Genomic DNA, 20445 nt, shown 5'->3' with positions numbered 1-20445 from the left:
ACGATCGTATTATTATCTTCACCCGTCAAGACCTTTTCCGACATCTAGGCTGGACGCGATGACCGAGCAGCTGACGACCGACGGCCGGGTACGCCGCGGCGACCGCACCCGACGCGTGGTGCTGGCCCGCGCCGTCGACCTCGCGTCGGTCGAGGGCCTCGACGGGCTGTCCATCGGTCGCCTCGCGACCGACCTGGAGATCAGCAAGAGCGGGCTGATCGCCCACTTCGGCTCGAAGGAGGGGCTGCAGCTCGCCACCATCCGCGCGGCCCGCGCGATCTTCGTGCACACGATCATCGAGCCGACGTTGGAGCGCCCGCCGGGGATGGACCGCCTGCGCGGGCTGCTCGACGCGTGGCTGGCCTACTCCAGCGACCGGCGCTTCCCCGGCGGGTGCTTCTTCGCCCGCGCCTCCCACGAGTACGCCGCCCGCCCCGGCGCCGTACGCGACGCGCTCGCCGGCATCGACGACGAGTGGCTCGGCCTGATCGCGGAGACGATCGCCGGCGCCCAGGAGATCGGCGAGATCACCCCCGACGTCGACCCGGTCCAGCTCGCCTACGAGGTCGACTCCTACCTGGACTCCGCCAACCTGCGCTCGCTCCTCGGCCGCACGGGCGTCTACGCGCAGGCGGAGCGGGCGGTGCGCGACCGGCTCGCGGCGGTCGCGACGTGAGGCCGACCCACGTCGGCCTGGTGATGGACGGCAACCGGCGGTGGGCCCGGGCCGCCGGTCACGACGACCCGCGGATCGGCCACCGGCACGGCGCCGAGCACGTCGAGGACTTCCTGGCGTGGTGCGCGGCCCGCGACCTCCAGCACCTGACGATCTACGTGCTCTCGGCCGACAACATCCGCAAGCGCCCCGGACCCGAGGTCGACCACCTCTTCACCCTGCTGGCGACGACGATCCCGCGCATCCTGGAGCAGCCGGCCGGCGAATGGGCGCTGCACGTGTCGGGCGACCGCTCGCTGCTGCCGCCCGCGACCGCGGAGGCGCTGGCCGAGGCGGAGCGTCGTACGGCGGACCGCCCACGGCACTGCACCCTCGCGATCGCGTACGACGGCCACCGCGACATCGTCGAGGGCATCCGGGCCGCCCTGCTCTCCTCGTCCGACGGCGAGGTCGACGTCGACGCCATCACCGCCGGTCTCGGCGGCGGACCGGTCAAGGAGATCGACCTCGTCATCCGTACCAGCGGCGAGCTGCGCCTCTCCGGCTTCTTCCCGTGGCAGAGCGCGCACGCCGAGCTCTTCGTGAGCTCCAAGCTCTGGCCCGCCTTCACCGAACGCGACCTCGACCGCGCGCTCGCGCACTTCGCCGAGGTGCGCTCGGCGCGCTGACGGTGCCGGGTGGTTGGGTGGAGGCATGGCCAAGTCCGTGACGTCCGCCCTCACCCTCGTCGACTGGCGCACCCGGGTGGCCAGCCTCTACGCCGCCGTACGCGCCGAGAGCGATCCTGCCGAGGGGCACCGGCTCTGGCGCGAGACGCGCGCCGAGCTCTTCGCCACCCACCCGCAGAGCCCGACGTCCGGGTGGGACGACCCCCGCCAGGAGATCGCGTACTGGCCCTACGACCCCGCCCTCCGCTTCGAGCTGCCCGTCCTCGCGGCCGAGCCCGACGAGCGCGACGTCGACGGTGGCGACGACGGCTCCGTGACGATGCAGCGCATCGGCCGCGTCGAGCTGCCCGATCCCGTGGCCGGGAGCCTCGACGTCTGGTGGCTGCACCAGTACGGCGGCGGCATCTTCGTCCCGCTCCGCGACGGCACCGCCGGCCACGGGTCGTACGGCGCCGGCCGCTACCTGCTCGACACCGCCAAGGGCTCCTGGTTCGGCGGCGACGACGAGCACCTGGTGCTCGACCTCAACTTCGCCTACCACCCGTCCTGCCGCTACGACGACCGCTGGCGCTGCCCGCTCGCGCCCGCCGGCAACACGATCGAGGCCCGGGTCGAGGCGGGCGAGCGGCTCTGATCAGCCGTCAGGTGGCGTAGCGCACCGCGGTGATCGCCGCGAACACCACCGCGATCAGCAGGATCAGGCCGACGACGGCGAAGAGCGGCGTCCAGACCGGGCGCGGCTCGGCGTTGAGCGGCTGGTTGGTGGTCGGATGCGGGTGCTCGTACTCGTCGTGCGGATCGTCGGCCATGTCCCTGCGGTGCCCGTAGTCGGCCACGTGCACACCCGTCCGGGCCCCATGGTTCGATCCCTCCGTCCGCGCTCCGTCGGGCGACGAGACGAGCTCCTTGCCGGGACGGTCGGGGGCCTCGCGCACGTCGTCGACCTCGAACCTGTGACCCGCGAGGTCTCGCTCGACCTCGGCACGCCCCCGGAAGCGCAGGGTGGACACGGAGCGCAGGTCCTCCCCACGGATCGTCATCACCGACTCGAACGTGACCAGGGGCGGCGCCACCTCCGTCACCGTCCTCGACAGCACGGCGGTGGCGCCGGCGGGCAGCCCGACGACTGTCGGTGCGACGCTCCCCAGCTCCCACTCCCAGCGAGCTCCTCGAGGATCCGACGTAGGCGTCGCGGTCTGAGCGGTCGTCGTCGAGAACGTCGCACAGAAGGCCAGGTCGGCGAAGGCGACGTCAGGGGTGCGCCTCTCCCAGAATGTAGCTGGATCCACTCGCGGCACATGGGACGGAGCCGACTAACTCTGTCAGTCTGCATCGATGAGAGACACTGACTTTGTCGGGACCAACCGAAACCACTTGTCAGTTGGCTGATCGCGAACTGTCCTGGACCAGCCCACGACCCATCCCGCCGAGATTAAGGCAAGTAACTTCATCATCTACGCTCACGCGACTGGCTGATCTCGACGGCAAAGTTTGTATGCAGCGACCATCCCTCCCCCCACGTCAATCGAGATCGTTGAAGTTGAGCCATGAGGACGTGTCCACGTCATAGTCCCGAGCGAGACGATCCAACTGCGGCAAATAGAGGTCCCGGAGAGTGGACCGGAACTGGTCCGGCCATTCCCACAGCCCGTCCGCGCTTGCGGAGACGCGTTCCGTCAGTGCGTCTTGCGGCAGAGGCTCTGGGCTCAGTCCTAATTTGTTCCAGATTATCGAACAGTGCGTCAGCGGGTCGCCAGCGAGAGACTCGTAGCTGACGACCAGCAGCCGGCTCCCGACCATACGCCTCCACGAATCCAGCTGGTCCGCGTAAAGCCCTAAGTAGGTGCCGAGGCCGGCCGCGATTGCGGGAGCCCACCTGGCAGAATGTCTTTCCCTCCTACGCATTGATGCCAGACGCTGGTGAGAGGCGTACCGCTCGATCGGGTCGCGCAGAACGCACAGAAAGACACAGTCTTGAGGTAGCTGGGCGGCGGCAGTCGCCGTGTGCATCAGCCACAGGTATCGCGGACTCCACTCTCCCCGGAGCAAGCCGTCACGTGGAAATAGTTCCAGGTATTCGTTCAGTGGCACCTCACCCAAAGCAACACGATTGAGAAGCCACTGCTCTTTCTTACCGTTGACGGCGAGGGACATCTTCGGGTGCTGGCACAGCATTTTAGTGAGCCAAGTCGTGCCGCTCCGCATAGCGCCAATGCCCACCCACGACGGTCCAAACATGTCCGGAGGTAGCATGGCGCAGTCAGGTCTCGCGCCCTTATATGCGACAGCGCGATTGTTCACTTCGGCACGATCACTCACGCGCCCGTAGGCCGCTCGGGGTGTTGCGATGCTGAGACTCGACGCAACCGCACCAAGCCCGCCACAGCCTTCACGAACATCACGACGGTCGCGACGCCGCCAACCGTCGCAGCCACAAGCAGAGTGAGCAGCAGCCTGCTCCTCGCCGCCTCAGACGGCCAGGCGAGCACCACTCCCAAAGTGATCAGTACGGCCGACGACCACGCTGCTGACGTGAGGGCACCGAAGGCGAGCACTCGACCTTCCAGGCCTCTGTAGATCACGGAGCGCACGGCAGCGCCGGCTAGCGCAACAAGAGCAAGCGTGGCTGCGAGGTCTCCTAGCCCTAAGTCTTGGCCTTGCCAGACTTGCACCTTGTCACGAGCAAGCCATGCCAGCAGCGTTCCGGCGAACGTGCCCACGCCCAGAATGAACGCAGACAGCATGGTCTTGCTCGGGTGCTCCGCAACTGACACAACCAGACTGTCGGGTCTATCCACAGGAGTCGGCAACTCGATGGTTCCCAGCTGCGTTCCTACACCTGTTTGCGCAACCGCAGTGCCACTGTCCAGGCTCATCTCAGTGATCAAGTTCCCCTCTCCCACGTCGACCTCGAGGGTGTAGCCGCAACTCTGCGTTCCCTTGTAAACCGAGAATGTCAGTTCGCTTGGCACTCCACCGAGCATGTTGGCCACCCGGTGGCCCAGTTTGCCTCTTGCTTTAAGGCCGTCGCCGAGCGACTCCCGCATGACATAGCTGAGGTAGCCCTGCTCACCCCCCGGAACTTCGACCATGAGGGGCTGCCGTACTGCCACGATTCCGATCAGTTCCGCAATGACGGTCCGCACTCGCTGGGCAGCCTCAAGCTCAGGCACGGCCTCCAGCATCCGCCGCGCATCCTCTGCCACCGAGCGTTGTCTTTCATCTATGGCCCCGCGCTCGCGACTGACGTTCTGGCTCGCACGTATGCGAACCAAGTCCAGGAGTCGAAGCGTCGTCGCGGACACCCACTCCGAACTTAGGGGTTCGGGGGTGATTGCGCGGAGCTCCGACCAAATGGCGTCGGTGACCACCAAGACGGTGGCTCTTACCGACAGCACCGGAAGGATGCGACTAGTTGCCGAGGTGACGTGAAGTCCACTAATGACTCGATGATTGACGGGTCTCAGGAAGCACACAACGACTCCGCCACGAGCATTGTTTGCATGGGTTGTGCTGTACCTGAAACCCACGGTTCGTTGAATTTCACTACCGATGACCATCCGTCGATCCACTACGTGATCGCGAAAAACGGTCGGTTCCACCAAGGAGCCGACGACGAGACGGTCCGTGGAATTCAACTTCTGCGCAATGTCATCGACCATTTGCATCAGGTCATCTGGGTCCTCCGGCATCCACATTCATCCATCATCCTGGATGTGTCCCGCCAGTGGGGTCGTGTCGTCCCTCTTGCGCACGAATCTGCTCTCTTGCCAACCATCGGCTGGCACGGGACTGGCTCTCCGAGCACCCTCAAACACGGGAAGGCGTTGGCCCGCATCGTCGAGTCGACCGTCGTTGCCGCGTGTTCGATGCCGGCCTCAGAGCACCAGACGATCTCGGCTGCTGCCGTGTGCGGGATCCAGGTCGTCATACCCGACCTCCCCGGTGCCCGCTGGACCGGAACGCGCCCTACCGCTGCTCGGAGTCGACGGCGACGCCGGCCGAATCCCAGGACAGCATCGACCGCGAGCGACAGACTCAAGAGCCTCGACCAGTGAGGAGGACGCTTGTGGCGAAGTATCTGACGTGCCCGTTCTGCGGCGATCACGGGATTCGTACCGACGAGCACGTATGGGCTCAGTGGATGCACGACACCCCTGGCGCGGTTGAGCTGCTGAGCGAGAGCCACGGCGAGCGGGTACAGCGCGACTACTTCAAGCCGACGCGTGACGTCGACGGCAGATACCAGAGCGAGCCCGCTCAGCTGGGACCGATGGCAACGTGGTTGCCGAACGTGAAGGTCCCCGTCTGCGAGGCTTGCAACAGCGGCTGGATGAGCCAGCTCGAGGAGCAGGTCAAGGGGATCCTCGGTCCTTTCATCTTGGAGGGCAAGCATCCACTTCGCCTAGGGGCGGATGACCTGAGGACGATTGCAACCTGGGCAACGAAGTCATGGATGAGCTACGCCCTCCTGCGGCCTCCCCATAACAATCCCTTCACCGAGGGCGAGTACCGAACGATGGCGTCGTCACCAGCGCCCCTCGCTCGGAGCCAGATATGGCTCTTCCACTCCCACGAGTCCGGGGCGCAAGTCGCGATGGGTATCGACTCGTCTCTCATGGGCGAAGGCAGTGCCCCTGACCTTACGAGCGCGCAGGACAACTGGGGTTATGCGTACCTCGCGGTGTCTTCAGTCGTGCTTGCGATGCAGGTGGTGCCGCCCCAGGCTCCGAAAGGGATGGGTGACGTCTTCGCTCCGCCGATGACTGGCCACCGTGCAATACGTAGAATCTGGCCCGATCTACGACCGCAGTTCTTTCCGCTCGGCGTCGTACCGGACGAACTCGTCGTCGCGTTACGGCGACACCCGCAGGAGGTGTTCGCGGCCATGGGGCTGCCAACGGAGGGGCTGACCGATGAGGACGCGGAGGAGGTCAGGCGGCAGTTCCTGGCTGGCGCAGATCCAGCCGAGCTGCGTAAGGTTTGGGGCCAATCAGAGTGACCGATGACGATCCGTTGCCGCGACGAGCACGGCCGATGGACTGTCTCACCTAGAGTCCGTGTCTATGGACAACGGGATAGTGGTTGCTCTGGTCGGCGTTGGAGGAACCCTTGGCGGAGTCGGTCTAACGCAAGCAACGCACCGCTGGAACTCCACCCGAGACTTCGCGCAACAGCAGTCTGCGTCCCGCGTCGAGCAACTCGAAGCTCTTTTTGTTGAGTTGGTTAGCACGACTGACGCGCTCCGCCGCGCGCTTCGGGCAATGTGGACCTCGCGAGAGGTCGGTGACAACGGCGAGATTCGCGGAACGGACGGCGAGTCCTTCAGGGCCGCGCAAGACCTTCAGGAACGCGTGCTTGGCCTGATCTCGCACACCATGGTTTTGGGCGTCGGCATTGTCGGCGGGCTGGCGGAACAGCAGCTTTACACGATTCCGAAGAGGTTCGTTCCGATGCTCAAGGATCCAGAATCAACGAACGAGGACTGGCTCCGGTTCGAGCGACGGTGGATCGATTGGGGATCTCTAATGTTGTCCCACACTTGGGAGTGTCTTGTCGATGAGGGCGCGCCACCAACCAGACGTCGGTCTCCCGAGATCGACCGCGCCAAGGTCGCCCGCCGATTGGAGATTGCTGATAACTACAGCGGATCAATGTTCGGCCATGTCGCAAACGCGGAATGTTAATTCTTCCCGCGCAGCGTCGGCGCGCACATACTCGAGATTCGCGACGAGGCAAGCCGCCACCATGGCGAATGGTTCTGCCCAAGTGCATTCGTCTTATCGTTCAGATTGAAGCAACCGCTACGACTAGGCCGTCTCGCGACAGAAGGACGGACAGATTGAGAGCCGTCCGGCCGACTTCCTGCTACGGCAGGTGACCTGGACGGTCTGACTGTACTCTGTCGGCTGCCGTGCCTGTGAGATGACAGAATCCAACCGTAACTGACAGTTTCACTCGCGGTGCTGACAGAGTCGAGTGATCCCGGCACGCCGCTCAGTGCGCCATGTCGACGAAGCGTGAGTAGTGGCCCTGGAAGGCCACGGTGATGTCGCGGGTCGGGCCGTTGCGGTGCTTGGCGACGATCAGGTCGGCCTCGCCGGGACGGGTCGACTCCTTCTCGTAGACGTCGTCGCGGTGCAGCAGGATCACCATGTCGGCGTCCTGCTCCAGCGAGCCCGACTCACGCAGGTCGCTCATCATCGGGCGCTTGTCGCCGCGCTGCTCGGGACCACGGTTGAGCTGGGAGAGCGCGATGATCGGGAGCTCGAGCTCCTTGGCCAGCAGCTTGATCTGCCGGGAGAACTCCGAGACCTCGAGCTGGCGGGACTCGACCTTCTTGCCGGACGACATCAGCTGCATGTAGTCGATGACGATCAGCTTGAGGTCGTGGCGCTGCTTGAGCCGGCGGGCCTTGGCCCGGATCTCCATCATCGTCATGTTGGGCGAGTCGTCGATGAACATCGGCGCCGACGAGATCTCGCCCATCTTGCGGGCCAGCTTGGCCCAGTCGTCGTCGTTCATGTTGCCGTTGCGGATGTGGTTGAGCGGCACCTTCGCCTCGGCCGACAGCAGGCGCATGGTGATCTCGGAGCGCGTCATCTCGAGGCTGAAGAAGACGCTGGTCAGGTTGTTGTGGATCGACGCCGCCCGGCACAGGTCCAGCGCCAGCGTCGACTTGCCCATGGCGGGGCGCGCCGCGACGATGATCATCTGACCGGAGTGCAGGCCATTGGTCAGGTCGTCGAGGTCGGCGAAGCCGGTGGGCACGCCGTACAGGCCCGCCTCGCGGTTGGAGATCGCCTCGATCTCGTCGAGGACGCCGTCCATGATGTCGCTGAGCGGGGCGAAGTCCTCGGTCGCGCGCTTGTCGGTGATCTTGTAGACCTCGGCCTGGGCCTGGTCGACGATGTCGTCCACCTGCCCCTCGCCGGCGTACCCGATCTGCACGATCTTGGTGCCCGCGTCGACGAGCTTGCGGAGCATCGCCTTCTCGCGGACGATCTCGGCGTAGTAGCCGGCGTTGGCGGCGATCGGGACGTTGGCCGAGAGCGTGTGGAGGTACGGCGCGCCGCCGATCCGCTGGAGCTCGCCGCGGCGCTGGAGCTCGGCGGCGACGGTCACCATGTCGACCGGCTCGCCGCGGCCGTAGAGGTCGACGATCGTGTCGTGGATGGTCTCGTGGGAGGGCCGGTAGAAGTCAGCGGCGCGGATCACCTCGGTGACGTCGGCGATCGCGTCCTTCGAGATCAGCATCGACCCGAGCACGGACTGCTCGGCCGCCATGTCCTGCGGCGGCGTCCGGTCTCCCGGCCGCTGGGGCCGCTCGCCGGGGGCGTACGGCGCGGGACCGTCCCCCCAGTCCTCCAGGGGAGGATCCGAGAACCCTCGGGAGTCCTGCTCGGCGACGCTCATCTGTGGCCCTCAGTCCCCTCGAACACGACAACGACGAACATATGTTCGATAGTAGATGGGGTCTCCGACACTGCTGTGCGGACCCGTCCGCGGGCGACGCTACGGTGACACGTCACCCGAGCGACAGTCCGCTATCCACAGGCCCTGGGGATAACTTGGGAGTCCTCGTGGACGACACGCCTGAGGGTGTGCACCGACCTGGGGAGCAGCCTGTGGAGGACCGGACCGATATCCCGGATATATGGCGTCTGACCTGCGGAAACGTTCATACACACCTGTGCACTCAAAATAGTCGGGCACCTATCTTGGTTCATGGACAGGACACCTTCCGGTTACCTGCCCATAAGTCGACATAGCGTCCGGGACCGGGTTATCCCGAATTCATCCACAGGTGTTGTGAACTAGTCCCGTAGGGATCAGAAGGGGTAGGTGATTCTTACGATGACTAGTCGAGCCGCTACCCGTGACCGCGAGATCCTGCGGCTGGCCGTCCCGGCGTTCCTGGCCCTGGTCGCCGAGCCGCTGTTCCTGCTCGCCGATGCCGCCATCGTCGGTCACCTCGGCTCCCCGGAGCTCGCCGGTCTCGGCATCGCCGCCGTCGTGCTGCAGACCGTGATCGGCCTGTGCGTCTTCCTGGCGTACGGCACCACCGGCAGCGTCGCCCGCTTCCTGGGGGCCGGCGACCTGCGCGGCGCGCTGGCCCAGGGAGTCGACGGGATCTGGCTGGCGATCGGCCTCGGCACGGTCGTCACCGTCGCCGGGGTCGTCCTCGTCGGCCCGCTCGTCCGCCTCTTCGGCGCCTCCGATTCGGTGACCGACCCGGCGGCGACGTACCTGCGGATCGCCTTCCTCGGCACGGTCCCGCTGCTGGTCATGCTGGCCGCGACCGGCGTGCTGCGCGGGCTCCAGGACACCCGGACCCCGCTGGTCGTCGCGGTGGGCGGCAACGCGCTCAACATCGCGCTCAACCTGCTGCTCGTCTACCCCGTCGGGCTCGGCATCGCGGGCTCGGCGCTCGGCTCCGTCCTGGCACAGGTCGCGAGCGCGGTCGTGTTCGTCGCCGTCGTCGTCCGGGCCGCGCGGCGCCACGGCGCCTCCCTGCGCCCGGACCTCCCCGGCATCCGCGCCGCCGGTCGCGCCGGCGTCCCGCTCGTCGTCCGGACGCTGACCCTGCGGGCGGCGATCGTGCTCACGACGTACGCCGTCACGCTGGCGGCCGTCGACGCGCGCGACCAGGAGGTGGACCTGGCCACGCACCAGCTGGCGATGACGCTGTGGACGTTCCTCGCGTTCACCCTGGACGCCATCGCGATCGCCGCGCAGGCGCTGACCGGCCGCCTGCTCGGCGCCGGCGACGTGGTCGGTGCCCGGGAGACGACCCGGCGGATGGTGCGGTGGGGTGCCGTCAGCGGCGTGGTCACCGGGCTGCTGATCGCCGCCGTCAGCCCGTGGGTCGGGCACCTCTTCACCGGCGACGACGCGGTCACGGACCTGCTGGTCCCCGTGCTGCTGGTGGTCGCGCTCGGCCAGCCGGTCGCGGGCGTCGTCTTCGTCCTCGACGGGGTGCTGATCGGCGCCGGCGACGGTCGCTACCTCGCCCGCGCGGGCCTGGTCACCCTGGTCGCCTATGCGCCGGTGGCGCTGCTGCTGGCGGCGTACTCCGCCGGCCTGGTCGCGATCTGGGTCGCGTTCTGCTCCGTCTTCATGGGCGCCCGGCTCGTGGTGCTCGTACGCCGGGCCCAGGGTGACGCGTGGCTGGTGACGGGCGCCTGATCCGCGACAGCCGAGCACGCAGCAAGGGCCGCCCTCCCGAAGGAGAGCGGCCCTTGATGAGGGTCTGACTGGGTCAGGCCGGGATGACGTTCAGCTCGACGGTGGCGGAGACGCCATCGTGGAGCTTCACGGCCACCTCGTGGTTGCCCAGCGCCTTGATCGGGTTGGTCACCACGATCGTGCGCTTGTCGACCGGCTCGCCGGACGTCTCGGCGAGGGCCTCGGCGATCTCGCCGACGGTGACCGCACCGAACAGACGACCACCCGCACCGGCGCGCACCTTCACGCTGACGGGCTGGGCCTCGAGCTTGGTCTTGATCTCCTCGGCGTGGCCGAGGTCGCGCACGGCGCGCGTGGAGCGAGCGGCCTTGATCGACTCGATCTGCTTCTCGCCACCGCGGGTCCACCGCAGCGCGAGGCCGCGGGGGACGAGGTAGTTGCGGCCGTAGCCGTCCTTCACCTCGACGATGTCGCCGGGGGCACCGAGACCGGTGATTTCCTGGGTCAGGATGAGCTTCATGTCGTCAGCTCCCCTCAGCGACCGGTGGACGTGTAGGGCAGCAGTGCGACCTCGCGGGCGTTCTTGACCGCGATCGCGACGTCCCGCTGGTGCTGGACGCAGTTGCCGGTGACCCGACGCGCGCGGATCTTGCCGCGGTCGGAGATGAACTTGCGGAGGAGCGTGGCGTCCTTGTAGTCGACGCCGGTCGCCTTCTCCTTGCAGAACTGGCAAACCTTCTTCTTGGGCTTGCGAATCACTGCCTTGGCCATTGTGGTGCTCCCTTTCTAGAAGCCCGGCCCCACGAGTGGGTTGCGCCGGAATGGTTGAGGGTGAACGGGATGGTGTGCTGGATCAGAACGGGGGCTCGTCGGAGCCCACGCCGGGTGCACCCCACGGGTCGCCGGCCGGTGCGGCCGGAGCCCCACCGCCCTGGGCGGGTGCCGGGGTGGCCCACGGGTCGTTGCCGCCGGAGGACTGCGGACGGGACTGTCCGCCCTGCCCACCGCCCTGGCCGCCACTGGAGTAGCCGCCCCCGCCGCCCGAACGGGAGGCGCGGGTGACCTTCGCGGTGGCGAACGCCAGCGACGGGCCGACCTCGTCGACCTCGAGCTCCACGACAGTGCGCTTCTCGCCCTCGCGGGTCTCGTAGCTGCGCTGCTTCAGGCGACCCTGCACGACGACACGCATGCCGCGCTGCAGGGACTCGGCGACGTTCTCCGCGGCCTGGCGCCAGACCGAGCAGGAGAGGAACAGCGCGTCGCCGTCCTTCCACTCGTTGGTCTGGCGGTCGAAGGTGCGCGGCGTCGACGCGATCCGGAAGTTGGCCACGGCCGCACCCGAGGGGGTGAAGCGCAGCTCCGGGTCGTCGACGAGGTTGCCGACCACCGTGATGACGGTCTCGCCTGCCATGGATGCTCCCTAAGCGTTGGTTCTGATCAGAGTCGTCCGACCACGTCCGGACATCGTCGCCGCTGGCGCCGACAGAGGGAAGTGGTCGTCCACAGGACCGAGGTCCCGAGGGTCAGTGAGCGTCGGGACGCATGACCTTCGTGCGGAGGATCGACTCGTTGAGGGTGAGCTGACGGTCGAACTCCTTGACCGTCGCGGGCTCGGCGTTCAACGTGATGACGGCGTAGATGCCTTCGGCGTTCTTCTTGACCTCGTAGGCCAGCCGGCGGCGTCCCCACACGTCGACGGACTCGACAGAGCCGCCGTCCTTGCGGATCACGTTCAGGTACTTGTCGAGCGAACCTTCGACGGTCCGCTCTTCGATGCTCGGGTCAAGGATGACCATCACTTCGTAGGCACGCATGTCGTTGTCCACCTCCTGTGGGCTAGGGCGGCCACGGACTTTCCGTGGCAGGAGGGCAATGCGTCTTCGTCCCCGCGCGACCCGGATGGTCGACGCAGAGAACGCCCAAGGCTAACAGCGCCCGCACCCCCGGCCATAAATGGCGTACGCCGGGGTAGGAGCCGGTCGATGCCCGCACCCGCCACCACCCCGCTCGCCGGCCGCTACGTGCTGCTCGACCAGGTCGGCTCCGGCGGCATGGGCTCGGTCTGGCGGGCCCGCGACCTGCGGTCCGGCACCCTCGTCGCGGCCAAGGTGCTCGGCGCACACGACAGCGCGACCCTGCTGCGCTTCGTCCGCGAGCAGTCGCTCCGGATCCGGCACCCGCACGTGCTCACGCCGTCCGGCTGGGCCGCCGACGACCACCGGGTCGTGTTCGGCATGGACCTGGTCCACGGTGGCTCGCTCGACGAGCTGCTCCAGGAGACCGGCCCGCTGCCGACGTCGTACGCCGCCCTGCTGCTCGACCAGCTGCTCCAGGCGCTCGCCGCCGTGCACGCGGCCGGGGTCGTGCACCGCGACGTGAAGCCCGCCAACCTGCTCCTCGAGCCCTCCGACGGCCCGCCGTTCCTGCGGCTCGGCGACTTCGGCGTCGCGGTGCCGGTCGAGGACGTCCGGCTGACCCGCGGTCCGGCGGTGGTCGGCACCGACGGCTACCTCGCGCCCGAGCAGGAGGCCGGCGCCGGGCCGGACCCGCGCCAGGACCTGTACGCCGCAGGCGTGGTCGCCATCCAGCTGCTCACCGGACGGCCACCCCGGCCGGGGCGCGCGCCGATGGTGCCCGACGGGCCGCTGCGTCCCCTGCTCGAGGCGCTGGTCGACCTCGACCCCGAGCTCCGCCCGCCCACGGCCGCGGCCGCGCTCGAGCGGCTGCGACGCATCGAGGTCCCCGACGACGGTCCCTGGCCCGTCGTACCGGACCGTCTCGGCGACCCGCCCCGCCCCGCGACCGCCCGGTGGCCGACGGTCGTCACCGCCGCGTCACTCGTCGTGATCGCGGCGTGCGCGGCTGCGTGCTGGCTGATGCTGCGCTGATGCTGGGCTGACCGCTGTCGGCAGCACTACCTAGGCTGGGCGCATGAGTGAGATCGCCATCGGAGCCCACGTCGACCAGGCCGACCCGATCGCCGAGGCGCAGGCGCGCAACGCCCCGCACGTGCAGTTCTTCCTGGGCGACCCGCAGGGCTACAAGGGCCCCGAGTTCCGGTACGCCGGCGGCGCGGAGGGCCTCAAGGCCGACGCCGAGGCCGCGGGGATCGGGCTCTACGTGCACGCGCCGTACATCGTCAACGTGGCGACCACCAACAACCGGATCCGGATCCCCAGCCGCAAGCTGCTGCAGCAGCACGTCGACGCCGCGGCCGCGATCGGCGCGAAGGGCCTGATCGTGCACGGCGGCCACGTGAACAAGGACGACGACCCCGAGAAGGGGTTCGACAACTGGCGCAAGGCCGTCGAGGCGACCGACCTCAAGCTGCCGCTGCTGATCGAGAACACCGCCGGCGGCGACAACGCCATGACCCGCTACCTGGAGCGGATCGGCCGGGTCTGGGACGCGATCTCCGGCACCGAGCAGGCCGACCTGGTCGGCTTCTGCCTCGACACCTGCCACGCGCACGCCGGCGGCAACAGCCTGGAGACCGTCGTCGACGACGTCCTGAAGATCACCGGCCGGATCGACCTGGTGCACTGCAACGACAGTCGCGACGAGTTCGACTCCGGCGCCGACCGGCACGCCAACCTCGGCGCCGGCAAGGTCGACCCCGACCTGCTCGCCGCGGTGGTCCGCGACGCCGGAGCACCGGTCGTGCTCGAGACGCCGGGCGGTGCGACCGAGCACGTCGCCGATGCCGACTGGCTCCGCGGGCGGGGTCTCTAGCCTCACAGGAGGCCCACAGACAGCGCACGGGGTCCGGCCAAGACGTCGCCACATCGTGGTGACCATGACCGCCACGCTGACCCATCCCGAGACCACGACGCCCGAGGCCGGCCCGCCGCCACGGCCGAGGCGCGACTACTACCGGCCCGCGCTCGCCGCGCTGCTGATCGCCACCGGCGTGCTCTACCTCTGGGGGCTGTCGTCCTCGGGGTGGGCCAACAGCTTCTACTCGGCGGCGGCGCAGGCCGGGTCCGAGTCGTGGAAGGCGTTCTTCTTCGGCTCGTCCGACGCGGCCAGCTCGATCACCGTCGACAAGACCCCGCTGGCGCTCTGGCCGATGGCCCTGTCGGTGAAGGTGTTCGGCCTGTCCTCCTGGTCGATCCTGGTCCCCCAGGCGATCGAGGGCGTCCTCGCGGTCTGGCTGCTGACGGCGACGGTCCGGCGTACGACGGGCGTCGCCTGGGCGGGGCTGCTCAGCGGCGCCGCGATGGCGCTGACGCCGGTCGCCGTGCTGATGTTCCGCTTCAACAACCCGGACTCGATGCTCGTGCTGCTGATGGTCGCGGCGGCGTACGCCGTGCTGCGGGCCGTCGAGGACGGCGTCCGGCACCCGGTCCGCTGGATGGCGCTGGCGGGCGCCCTGGTCGGGATGGGCTTCCTCACCAAGATGCTGCAGGTCTTCCTGGTGCTGCCGGCGTTCGGCCTCGTCTACCTGGTGGCCGGCCAGCCGCGGGTGCTCAAGCGGATGGGGCACCTGCTGGTGGCGTTCGGGACGATGATCGCCACCGCCGGCTGGTGGATCGCGATCGTGTCCCTGTGGCCGGCCGCGAGCCGCCCCTACATCGGCGGCTCGCAGGACAACTCGATCCTCGAGCTCACGCTCGGCTACAACGGCTTCGGCCGCCTCAGCGGCGACGAGACCGGCTCCGTCGGCGGCGGAGGAGCCGGCGGGACCGGCGGCTCCATGTGGGGCGAGACCGGCATCGGCCGGCTCTTCACCAGCGAGATCGGCGGCCAGATCGCCTGGCTGCTGCCGGCCGCGCTGGTGCTGCTCGTCGGCGGGCTCTGGCTCACCGCCCGCCGGCCGCGCACCGACCGGGTGCGCGCCGGGCTGCTCCTCTGGGGCGGCTGGCTCCTGGTCACCGGGCTGACCTTCAGCTTCATGGCCGGCATCTTCCACGCCTACTACACCGTGGCCCTCGCACCGGCCGTCGCCGCGCTCATCGGCATCGGCGCCGCCCTGGTCCGGCAGCACCGCCACTCGTGGGAGGCGGGTCCGATCGCGGCCGTCGCGATCGCGGCCACCACGATCACGGCGTTCCTCCTGCTCGGCCGCAGCGCCGACTTCGTACCGTGGCTGCGCTGGGTCGTCCTCCCGGTCGGCGTCCTCGCCGCGGCCGCGCTCACCGGCCTACGCTGGCTGCCCCGGCGCCTTGCGGCGGCGGCCGCCGTCGTCGCCGTGCTCGCCTCCCTGGCCGGCCCCGCGGCGTACGCCGTGCAGACGGCCTCGACCGCGCACACCGGCTCGATCCCGACGGCCGGACCGACCGTCGCAGGCGGTGGCTTCGGCGGCCCCGGCGGCGGCGGCGGCCGTGGGATGGGTGGCCCGCCCGGCATGCAGCAGGGCCAGGCACCCACCGGCCAGGCACCCACCGGCCAGGCACCGACCGGAGGCCAGCGCCCCCAGGGCGTTGGCGGCGGCGCCGGCGGCCTGCTCAGCAGCAGCGAGCCCAGCGCCGAGCTGCAGGCACTGCTCACCACGGATGCCGACGACTACACCTGGGTCGCGGCCGCGGTCGGGTCCAACAGCGCCGCCGGCTACCAGCTGGCGACCGAGGAGCCGGTGATGGCGATCGGCGGGTTCAACGGCTCCGACCCGAGCCCGACGCTCGCGGAGTTCCAGCAGTACGTCGCCGACGGCCAGGTCCACTACTTCATCGGCGGCAGCGGGTTCGGCCAGTCGATGGGCGGCAGCAGCGCCAGCAGCGACATCGCCGCCTGGGTGGCGGACAACTTCACCGCCACCACGGTCGACGGGGTCACCATCTACGACCTGACCACGGGGACGTCGTCGTGACCGCGGCCCAGCCCTGGGAGTCCGGGCGGCCCGAGACCGCGACGGCCACCACGATGCTGGAGGTGGTGATCCCGGTCTACAACGAGGAGCGGGACCTCGCGGCGTCCGTGCTCGGGGTGCGTCGCTACCTCGCGTCCCTGCCCTGGACCTTCCGGGTGACGATCGCGGACAACGCCAGCACCGACGGCACCGCCGTGATCGCCCGCCGGCTGGCGCACACGTACGACGACGTCCGGGTGGTCCACCTCGCGGAGAAGGGCCGCGGCCGGGCCCTGAAGCGGGTGTGGAGCGGGTCCGACGCCACCGTGCTCGTCTACATGGACGTCGACCTGTCCACGGACCTCAAGGCGTTGCTGCCCCTGGTGGCGCCGTTGATCAGCGGCCACTCGGACCTCGCGATCGGCACCCGTCTCGGCCACGGGTCGCGGGTCCAGCGCGGGCCGAAGCGGGAGCTGATCTCGCGCGGCTACAACCTGCTGCTGCGCGGCACCCTCCGCGCCCACTTCACCGACGCGCAGTGCGGCTTCAAGGCGATCCGCGCCGACGTCGCCCGCGAGGTGCTGCCACTGGTCGAGGACAACGCCTGGTTCTTCGACACCGAGCTCCTGGTGCTCGCCGAGCGGGCCGGGCTGCGGATCCACGAGGTCCCGGTCGACTGGGTCGACGACCCCGACAGCACCGTCGACATCGTGCGGACGGCGATCGACGACGTGCGCGGCATCGTCCGCGTCGGCCGGGGCCTGATGTCGGGACGGCTGCCCGTCTCCGACGTGGCGGAGCGGCTGGGCCGCGCGTCCGCCGACGCCGGCAGCGGCCGGCTGGGCATGCAGGTGGCGATGTTCGCGCTCGTCGGCGTCGCGTCCACCCTGGCGTACGCCGTCCTCTTCCTGCTGCTGCGCGGAGCGACGTCGCCGTTCACCGCCAACCTGCTCGCGCTGCTGCTGACGGCGGTCGCCAACACGGCGGTCAACCGGCGGCTCACGTTCGGGGTCCGCGGCCGGCAGGGGGCGGTGCGGCACCAGCTGCGGGGGCTGATCGTCTTCGCGATCGGGCTGGGCGTCACCAGCGGGTCGCTCTGGCTGCTGCACGCCACCGGGTCCCCGAGCGCCGCGGCCGAGGTGGTGGTGCTGACGGTGGCCAACCTGGTGGTGACGGTGATGCGCTTCGTCGCCATGCGGGCCTGGGTGTTCGCCCGCCGGACCCGAGCACCGGGCGCCCCCGAGTCGCGCCCGGCGCCGGGGGTCAGCTGACCCGGACGGTCAGGTCACGCACCTCGCCGGGACCCGACCGGTCCACCCGCCGGCGCTCCAGGCGCAGCGGCTGGTCCTCGGTGGCGTCGGCGTCGAAGACGAGGAAGAGGAAGCCGTGCGGGCCCTCCTCGAGCGGCAGCAGGTAGCCGGGCCGGTCGACGACCTGCCAGCGGCTCAGACCGAGGCCGCGCCGGCGGAACCGCACCGCGAGCCGACATCCCGCGGGCACCACCAGGTGCTGACCGGGCTGGGGGTCCTGGATCACGTGGACAGCAGTGGAACGGGTCGTGGTCATGGTCGACATGACGGTTGCTCCTCGCAGGTCGAGCGGTCTCCCTGATGACGTTGAGGAGCGCCGCCCACTGCGCCAGATACCTGTGGGGACTAGCCGAAACAGACCAGGGGCACTGGGGGTGCGTCGACCGCGACCGCGGGCACCGACTCGGCGAGCGCGGCGGCCGGGTCGAGGCCGGCGGCCAGGCGTTCGTGGACGGCCACCAGGACGCCGTACGCCGCCTGGTCGTTGATCGCCGCGGGCGACGCGATGACGCAGCGGGCGCCCGCGTGCAGCCAGGCGGTCGTCATCCCGATCAGCTCCTCGCCCCACCGGACCGTCGACCGCCCGACCTCGCAGGCCGACAGCAGCACCACGTCGGGCACCCGCCGGAGCCGGTCGATGTCGTAGCCGAACCACGGCCCGTCGACGAGCTGCAGACCGGCGAACATCGCGTTCTCCGCGCTGTGCCGGCCGTGGGCGGCGACGTGCAGGACGTCCACCGACCCGGCGAGCTCGGAGACCGCCGCCGCGGTGGCGTCCCCGGCGAGCAGGACCCGGGCCTCGCGCCACTCCTTGGCGGCGGCGACGACCTCGTCCTCGGCGCGGGCGACCCGCGGCCCGGCGACGAAGCCGGCGGACCCGGTGCGCAAGGGCGTGGTCCGCCGCGCCAGCCACGCGGTCGCGGACTGGGCCAGGGTGACCGGGCGGCCGACGTACCCCGGCAGCAGCGTCCACGGCACGCCGGACAGCACGCCGGACGGGGTGAGCACCACGCGTCGGTCGCCGACGGCGTCGAGCACCGGCGCGACCAGCAGCCCGGCGAGCAGCTCCAGCCGGTGGGCCAGCTCGGCCCGCACGAACGCGCCCATCGCGTCGGGCAGGTCGGTCGCCGCCATGTCGAGGTCGGGCAGCAGGCCGCCCAGCAGCGCGTCGAGCTCGTCGCGGTGGCCGAGGTCGACCCAGGTGGTGCCCGTCGAGGTGACGACGAGGGCGACCGCGGCGGCGGCGGTCACGACGTAGGCGACCAGTGCGGTGTCGTCGGTGATCGCCGACCGCAGCTCGTCGAGCGTCACCGGGTCGGCGACCTCGCCGGACCCGCGGTGCTGCCAGGCGCGCTCGCGCACCCGCTGCCGCAGCTCGGCCTCGCGCTCCGGCGACGTACGCCGCCCGCCCTCGCGCGCCGCGGCGATCTCGCGCAGCTCGGTGAGGTCGGCGACCAGCGCGGGGTCCTCGGGGGCCCGCACCGGCTGCACGCGGCTGGCCAGCATCCGGGCCCGCTCGGACCACTCGAAGAGCACGGCCGGCCGACGCGACTCCACCGCGAGCGCGAGGCCGCGGACGCCGAGCCGCGTGCCGTGCCCGGCGACGCCCGTCTGCAGGTCGAGCGAGCCGAAGGAGCTCTGCCAGGCGTGCAGGTCGGTGAGCCCGGCACGCAGGTGCTGAAGGGCGTTCGCCCCGCGCCCGCCGACGGCGGCCAGGTCGGCGCGGAGGTCGCGGTCGAGGAGCCGTACGGCGAGCGGCGCCTGCCCCAGCGCGCCCACGCCCCGCAGGTCGGCCCGGGCCTGCTCGAGGTCGCCGCGCCGGACGTGGACCCGAGCCGCATCGAGGCGGGCCAGCGCGGCCTCCCAGCGCAGACCCTGCCCGGCGAGCTCGTCCGCCAGGACGCTCCCCCGCCGGGCCAGCGCCGGACCGCTGCCACCGGACTCGATCTCGGCGCTGAGCAGCGTCGCGTCGGCGCGCACCTCCCATGCCCGCGCCCCGGTGCGGCGGAACCTGCGCAGCGCGTCCCGCGCCGACCCCCGGGCGCGGTCCGGGTCGCTCAGCACCAGGCTGCGGGCCAGGGCCAGCTCGGCCTCGCCCCGGCGCTGGTAGAGGCGCCGCCGGCCGTAGGCGTCCGCGGACGCCGCGAGCGCGGCCGCACCCTCCTCGCGCAGGCCGGCCGCCATCAGCACCTCGGCCCGGTCCTGGTCGGCCATCGCGGTCATCACCGGACCCTCGGCCTCGAACGCCGGGTACGCCGTCCCGAGGTCGCGCAGCGCGGCGACCAGGTCGCCGGCCAGGAAGTGGGTGTAGCCGAGGTTGTGCACCGCCTTGGCCGCGCCGTACTCGTCGCCCGCCTCGCGGTAGGCCGCAAAGGACAGCTCGAAGTCCGACCGGGCGGCGGAGAGGTGCTTGCGCTGGAGGTGCACGTTGCCGCGGTTGAGGTGCACCCGGGCACTCGTCGCCGGCACGTCCAGCAGGCGCAGCGCCTGGTCGAACTCGTCCATCGCGGCCGACGTCTCGCCCCGCAGCATGAAGAGCAGGCCGAGCTGGGAGTGCAGCGTGCCGCGGGTGCTGTCCTCGATGCGGTCGTCCGCGAGCGCCTCGCGGCACAGCTGCATGGCGGTGTCGTGCTCGCCGGTCTCCGAGAGCACGTAGGCCAGGCTGGCGGCGATGCGCGCCTCCAGGTCCGACCCGCCCGTCCCGCCCTGACCCGCCTCGGACCGGGCGCGCTCCAGGAGGCGCCGGGCCTCCCGGTGGCGTCCGCGGTAGGCCGCGTGGACGCCCCGGGCGTGCAGGTCGTGGGCGGAGGTCAC

At 69.9% G+C, this 20445-nt stretch carries 20 protein-coding genes; 10 read left to right on the top strand and 10 right to left on the bottom strand.

What is annotated here, in order from left to right; translation table 11 throughout:
- The first annotated feature begins 58 nt into the window (after positions 1 to 58).
- Genes ABEA34_RS12140 through ABEA34_RS12130 form a run of 3 tightly spaced genes read left to right on the top strand, consistent with a single transcriptional unit; the run spans position 59 to position 1978 of the window.
- Positions 59 to 676 (top strand): TetR/AcrR family transcriptional regulator, encoded by a 618-nt coding sequence (locus ABEA34_RS12140; protein WP_345521520.1) that lies wholly within the window; start codon positions 59 to 61, stop codon positions 674 to 676.
- Positions 673 to 1344: a polyprenyl diphosphate synthase gene (gene uppS, locus ABEA34_RS12135; protein ID WP_345521519.1), complete on the top strand. Its 672-nt coding sequence runs from the start codon at positions 673 to 675 to the stop codon at positions 1342 to 1344. The genes ABEA34_RS12140 and uppS overlap by 4 nt, the downstream gene beginning before the upstream one ends.
- Positions 1345 to 1369: 25 nt before the next feature.
- Entirely contained in the window at positions 1370 to 1978 is a 609-nt protein-coding gene (locus tag ABEA34_RS12130) for a DUF1684 domain-containing protein (RefSeq protein WP_345521518.1), read from the top strand.
- 7 nt (positions 1979 to 1985) lie between these two features.
- Here ABEA34_RS12130 and ABEA34_RS12125 read toward each other — a convergent pair whose 3' ends face one another.
- The 3 genes from ABEA34_RS12125 to ABEA34_RS12115 all read right to left on the bottom strand — a co-directional run bounded on the left by ABEA34_RS12125 (position 1986) and on the right by ABEA34_RS12115 (position 5042).
- The gene (locus ABEA34_RS12125; RefSeq protein ID WP_345521517.1) at positions 1986 to 2633 is read right to left on the bottom strand and encodes a hypothetical protein; all 648 of its coding nucleotides are present in this window, start codon (positions 2631 to 2633) and stop codon (positions 1986 to 1988) included.
- A 232-nt stretch (positions 2634 to 2865) separates the two neighbouring features.
- The gene (locus ABEA34_RS12120) at positions 2866 to 3549 is read right to left on the bottom strand and encodes a sulfotransferase domain-containing protein (RefSeq protein ID WP_345522782.1); all 684 of its coding nucleotides are present in this window, start codon (positions 3547 to 3549) and stop codon (positions 2866 to 2868) included.
- A 110-nt stretch (positions 3550 to 3659) separates the two neighbouring features.
- Positions 3660 to 5042 carry a hypothetical protein gene (locus ABEA34_RS12115; RefSeq protein WP_345521516.1) on the bottom strand — a complete coding sequence of 461 codons (1383 nt, stop codon included), beginning with the start codon at positions 5040 to 5042 and terminating at the stop codon, positions 3660 to 3662.
- A gap of 371 nt (positions 5043 to 5413) precedes the next feature.
- Between ABEA34_RS12115 and ABEA34_RS12110 the strand changes: the two genes are divergently transcribed.
- Together ABEA34_RS12110 and ABEA34_RS12105 are read left to right on the top strand one after the other, a co-directional pair.
- The gene (locus ABEA34_RS12110) at positions 5414 to 6346 is read left to right on the top strand and encodes a hypothetical protein (protein ID WP_345521515.1); all 933 of its coding nucleotides are present in this window, start codon (positions 5414 to 5416) and stop codon (positions 6344 to 6346) included.
- A gap of 58 nt (positions 6347 to 6404) precedes the next feature.
- Positions 6405 to 7031: a hypothetical protein gene (locus ABEA34_RS12105; protein WP_345521514.1), complete on the top strand. Its 627-nt coding sequence runs from the start codon at positions 6405 to 6407 to the stop codon at positions 7029 to 7031.
- Positions 7032 to 7341: 310 nt separating this feature from the next.
- On the opposite strand, the gene dnaB is transcribed toward ABEA34_RS12105, so the two are convergent.
- Positions 7342 to 8760 (bottom strand): replicative DNA helicase, encoded by a 1419-nt coding sequence (gene dnaB / locus ABEA34_RS12100; protein ID WP_345521513.1) that lies wholly within the window; start codon positions 8758 to 8760, stop codon positions 7342 to 7344.
- A 441-nt stretch (positions 8761 to 9201) separates the two neighbouring features.
- Between dnaB and ABEA34_RS12095 the strand changes: the two genes are divergently transcribed.
- A complete protein-coding gene (locus ABEA34_RS12095) occupies positions 9202 to 10533 on the top strand; it encodes an MATE family efflux transporter (protein WP_345521512.1) in 1332 nt (443 codons plus the stop codon).
- A 73-nt stretch (positions 10534 to 10606) separates the two neighbouring features.
- Here ABEA34_RS12095 and rplI read toward each other — a convergent pair whose 3' ends face one another.
- The 4 genes from rplI to rpsF form a co-directional block, all read right to left on the bottom strand.
- Complete coding sequence (rplI, locus tag ABEA34_RS12090; protein ID WP_345521510.1) at positions 10607 to 11053, bottom strand: 50S ribosomal protein L9; 447 nt, start codon at positions 11051 to 11053, stop codon at positions 10607 to 10609.
- Positions 11054 to 11067: 14 nt separating this feature from the next.
- Positions 11068 to 11304 carry a 30S ribosomal protein S18 gene (gene rpsR, locus ABEA34_RS12085; protein ID WP_008355445.1) on the bottom strand — a complete coding sequence of 79 codons (237 nt, stop codon included), beginning with the start codon at positions 11302 to 11304 and terminating at the stop codon, positions 11068 to 11070.
- Between the two features lie 82 nt (positions 11305 to 11386).
- Positions 11387 to 11944, bottom strand: coding sequence for a single-stranded DNA-binding protein (locus ABEA34_RS12080; protein ID WP_345521509.1), 558 nt, complete (start codon positions 11942 to 11944; stop codon positions 11387 to 11389).
- A 112-nt stretch (positions 11945 to 12056) separates the two neighbouring features.
- On the bottom strand, positions 12057 to 12347 hold the full coding sequence (gene rpsF, locus ABEA34_RS12075) for a 30S ribosomal protein S6 (RefSeq protein WP_028643766.1): 291 nt from the start codon (positions 12345 to 12347) through the stop codon (positions 12057 to 12059).
- A 168-nt stretch (positions 12348 to 12515) separates the two neighbouring features.
- Here rpsF and ABEA34_RS12070 point away from each other — a divergent pair, with 168 nt between their 5' ends.
- The 4 genes from ABEA34_RS12070 to ABEA34_RS12055 all read left to right on the top strand — a co-directional run bounded on the left by ABEA34_RS12070 (position 12516) and on the right by ABEA34_RS12055 (position 17592).
- A complete protein-coding gene (locus ABEA34_RS12070) occupies positions 12516 to 13421 on the top strand; it encodes a serine/threonine-protein kinase (RefSeq protein WP_345521507.1) in 906 nt (301 codons plus the stop codon).
- A 43-nt stretch (positions 13422 to 13464) separates the two neighbouring features.
- Complete coding sequence (locus ABEA34_RS12065) at positions 13465 to 14265, top strand: deoxyribonuclease IV (RefSeq protein ID WP_345521506.1); 801 nt, start codon at positions 13465 to 13467, stop codon at positions 14263 to 14265.
- Positions 14266 to 14329: 64 nt separating this feature from the next.
- On the top strand, positions 14330 to 16342 hold the full coding sequence (locus tag ABEA34_RS12060; protein WP_345521505.1) for an ArnT family glycosyltransferase: 2013 nt from the start codon (positions 14330 to 14332) through the stop codon (positions 16340 to 16342).
- Complete coding sequence (locus tag ABEA34_RS12055) at positions 16339 to 17592, top strand: bifunctional glycosyltransferase family 2/GtrA family protein (RefSeq protein ID WP_345521504.1); 1254 nt, start codon at positions 16339 to 16341, stop codon at positions 17590 to 17592. The genes ABEA34_RS12060 and ABEA34_RS12055 overlap by 4 nt, the downstream gene beginning before the upstream one ends.
- On the opposite strand, the gene ABEA34_RS12050 is transcribed toward ABEA34_RS12055, so the two are convergent.
- Both ABEA34_RS12050 and ABEA34_RS12045 read right to left on the bottom strand, forming a co-directional pair.
- Positions 17585 to 17896, bottom strand: coding sequence for a hypothetical protein (locus tag ABEA34_RS12050; RefSeq protein WP_345521503.1), 312 nt, complete (start codon positions 17894 to 17896; stop codon positions 17585 to 17587). The genes ABEA34_RS12055 and ABEA34_RS12050 overlap by 8 nt on opposite strands.
- A gap of 80 nt (positions 17897 to 17976) precedes the next feature.
- Positions 17977 to 20445, bottom strand: a complete 2469-nt coding sequence (locus tag ABEA34_RS12045) for a CHAT domain-containing protein (protein WP_345521502.1) — start codon at positions 20443 to 20445, stop codon at positions 17977 to 17979.

This window comes from Nocardioides conyzicola, assembly GCF_039543825.1.
GTDB classification, from domain to species: domain Bacteria; phylum Actinomycetota; class Actinomycetes; order Propionibacteriales; family Nocardioidaceae; genus Nocardioides; species Nocardioides conyzicola.
Note: the sequence above shows the minus strand (reverse complement) of the source record. Positions and strands in the feature narration are given on the sequence as shown.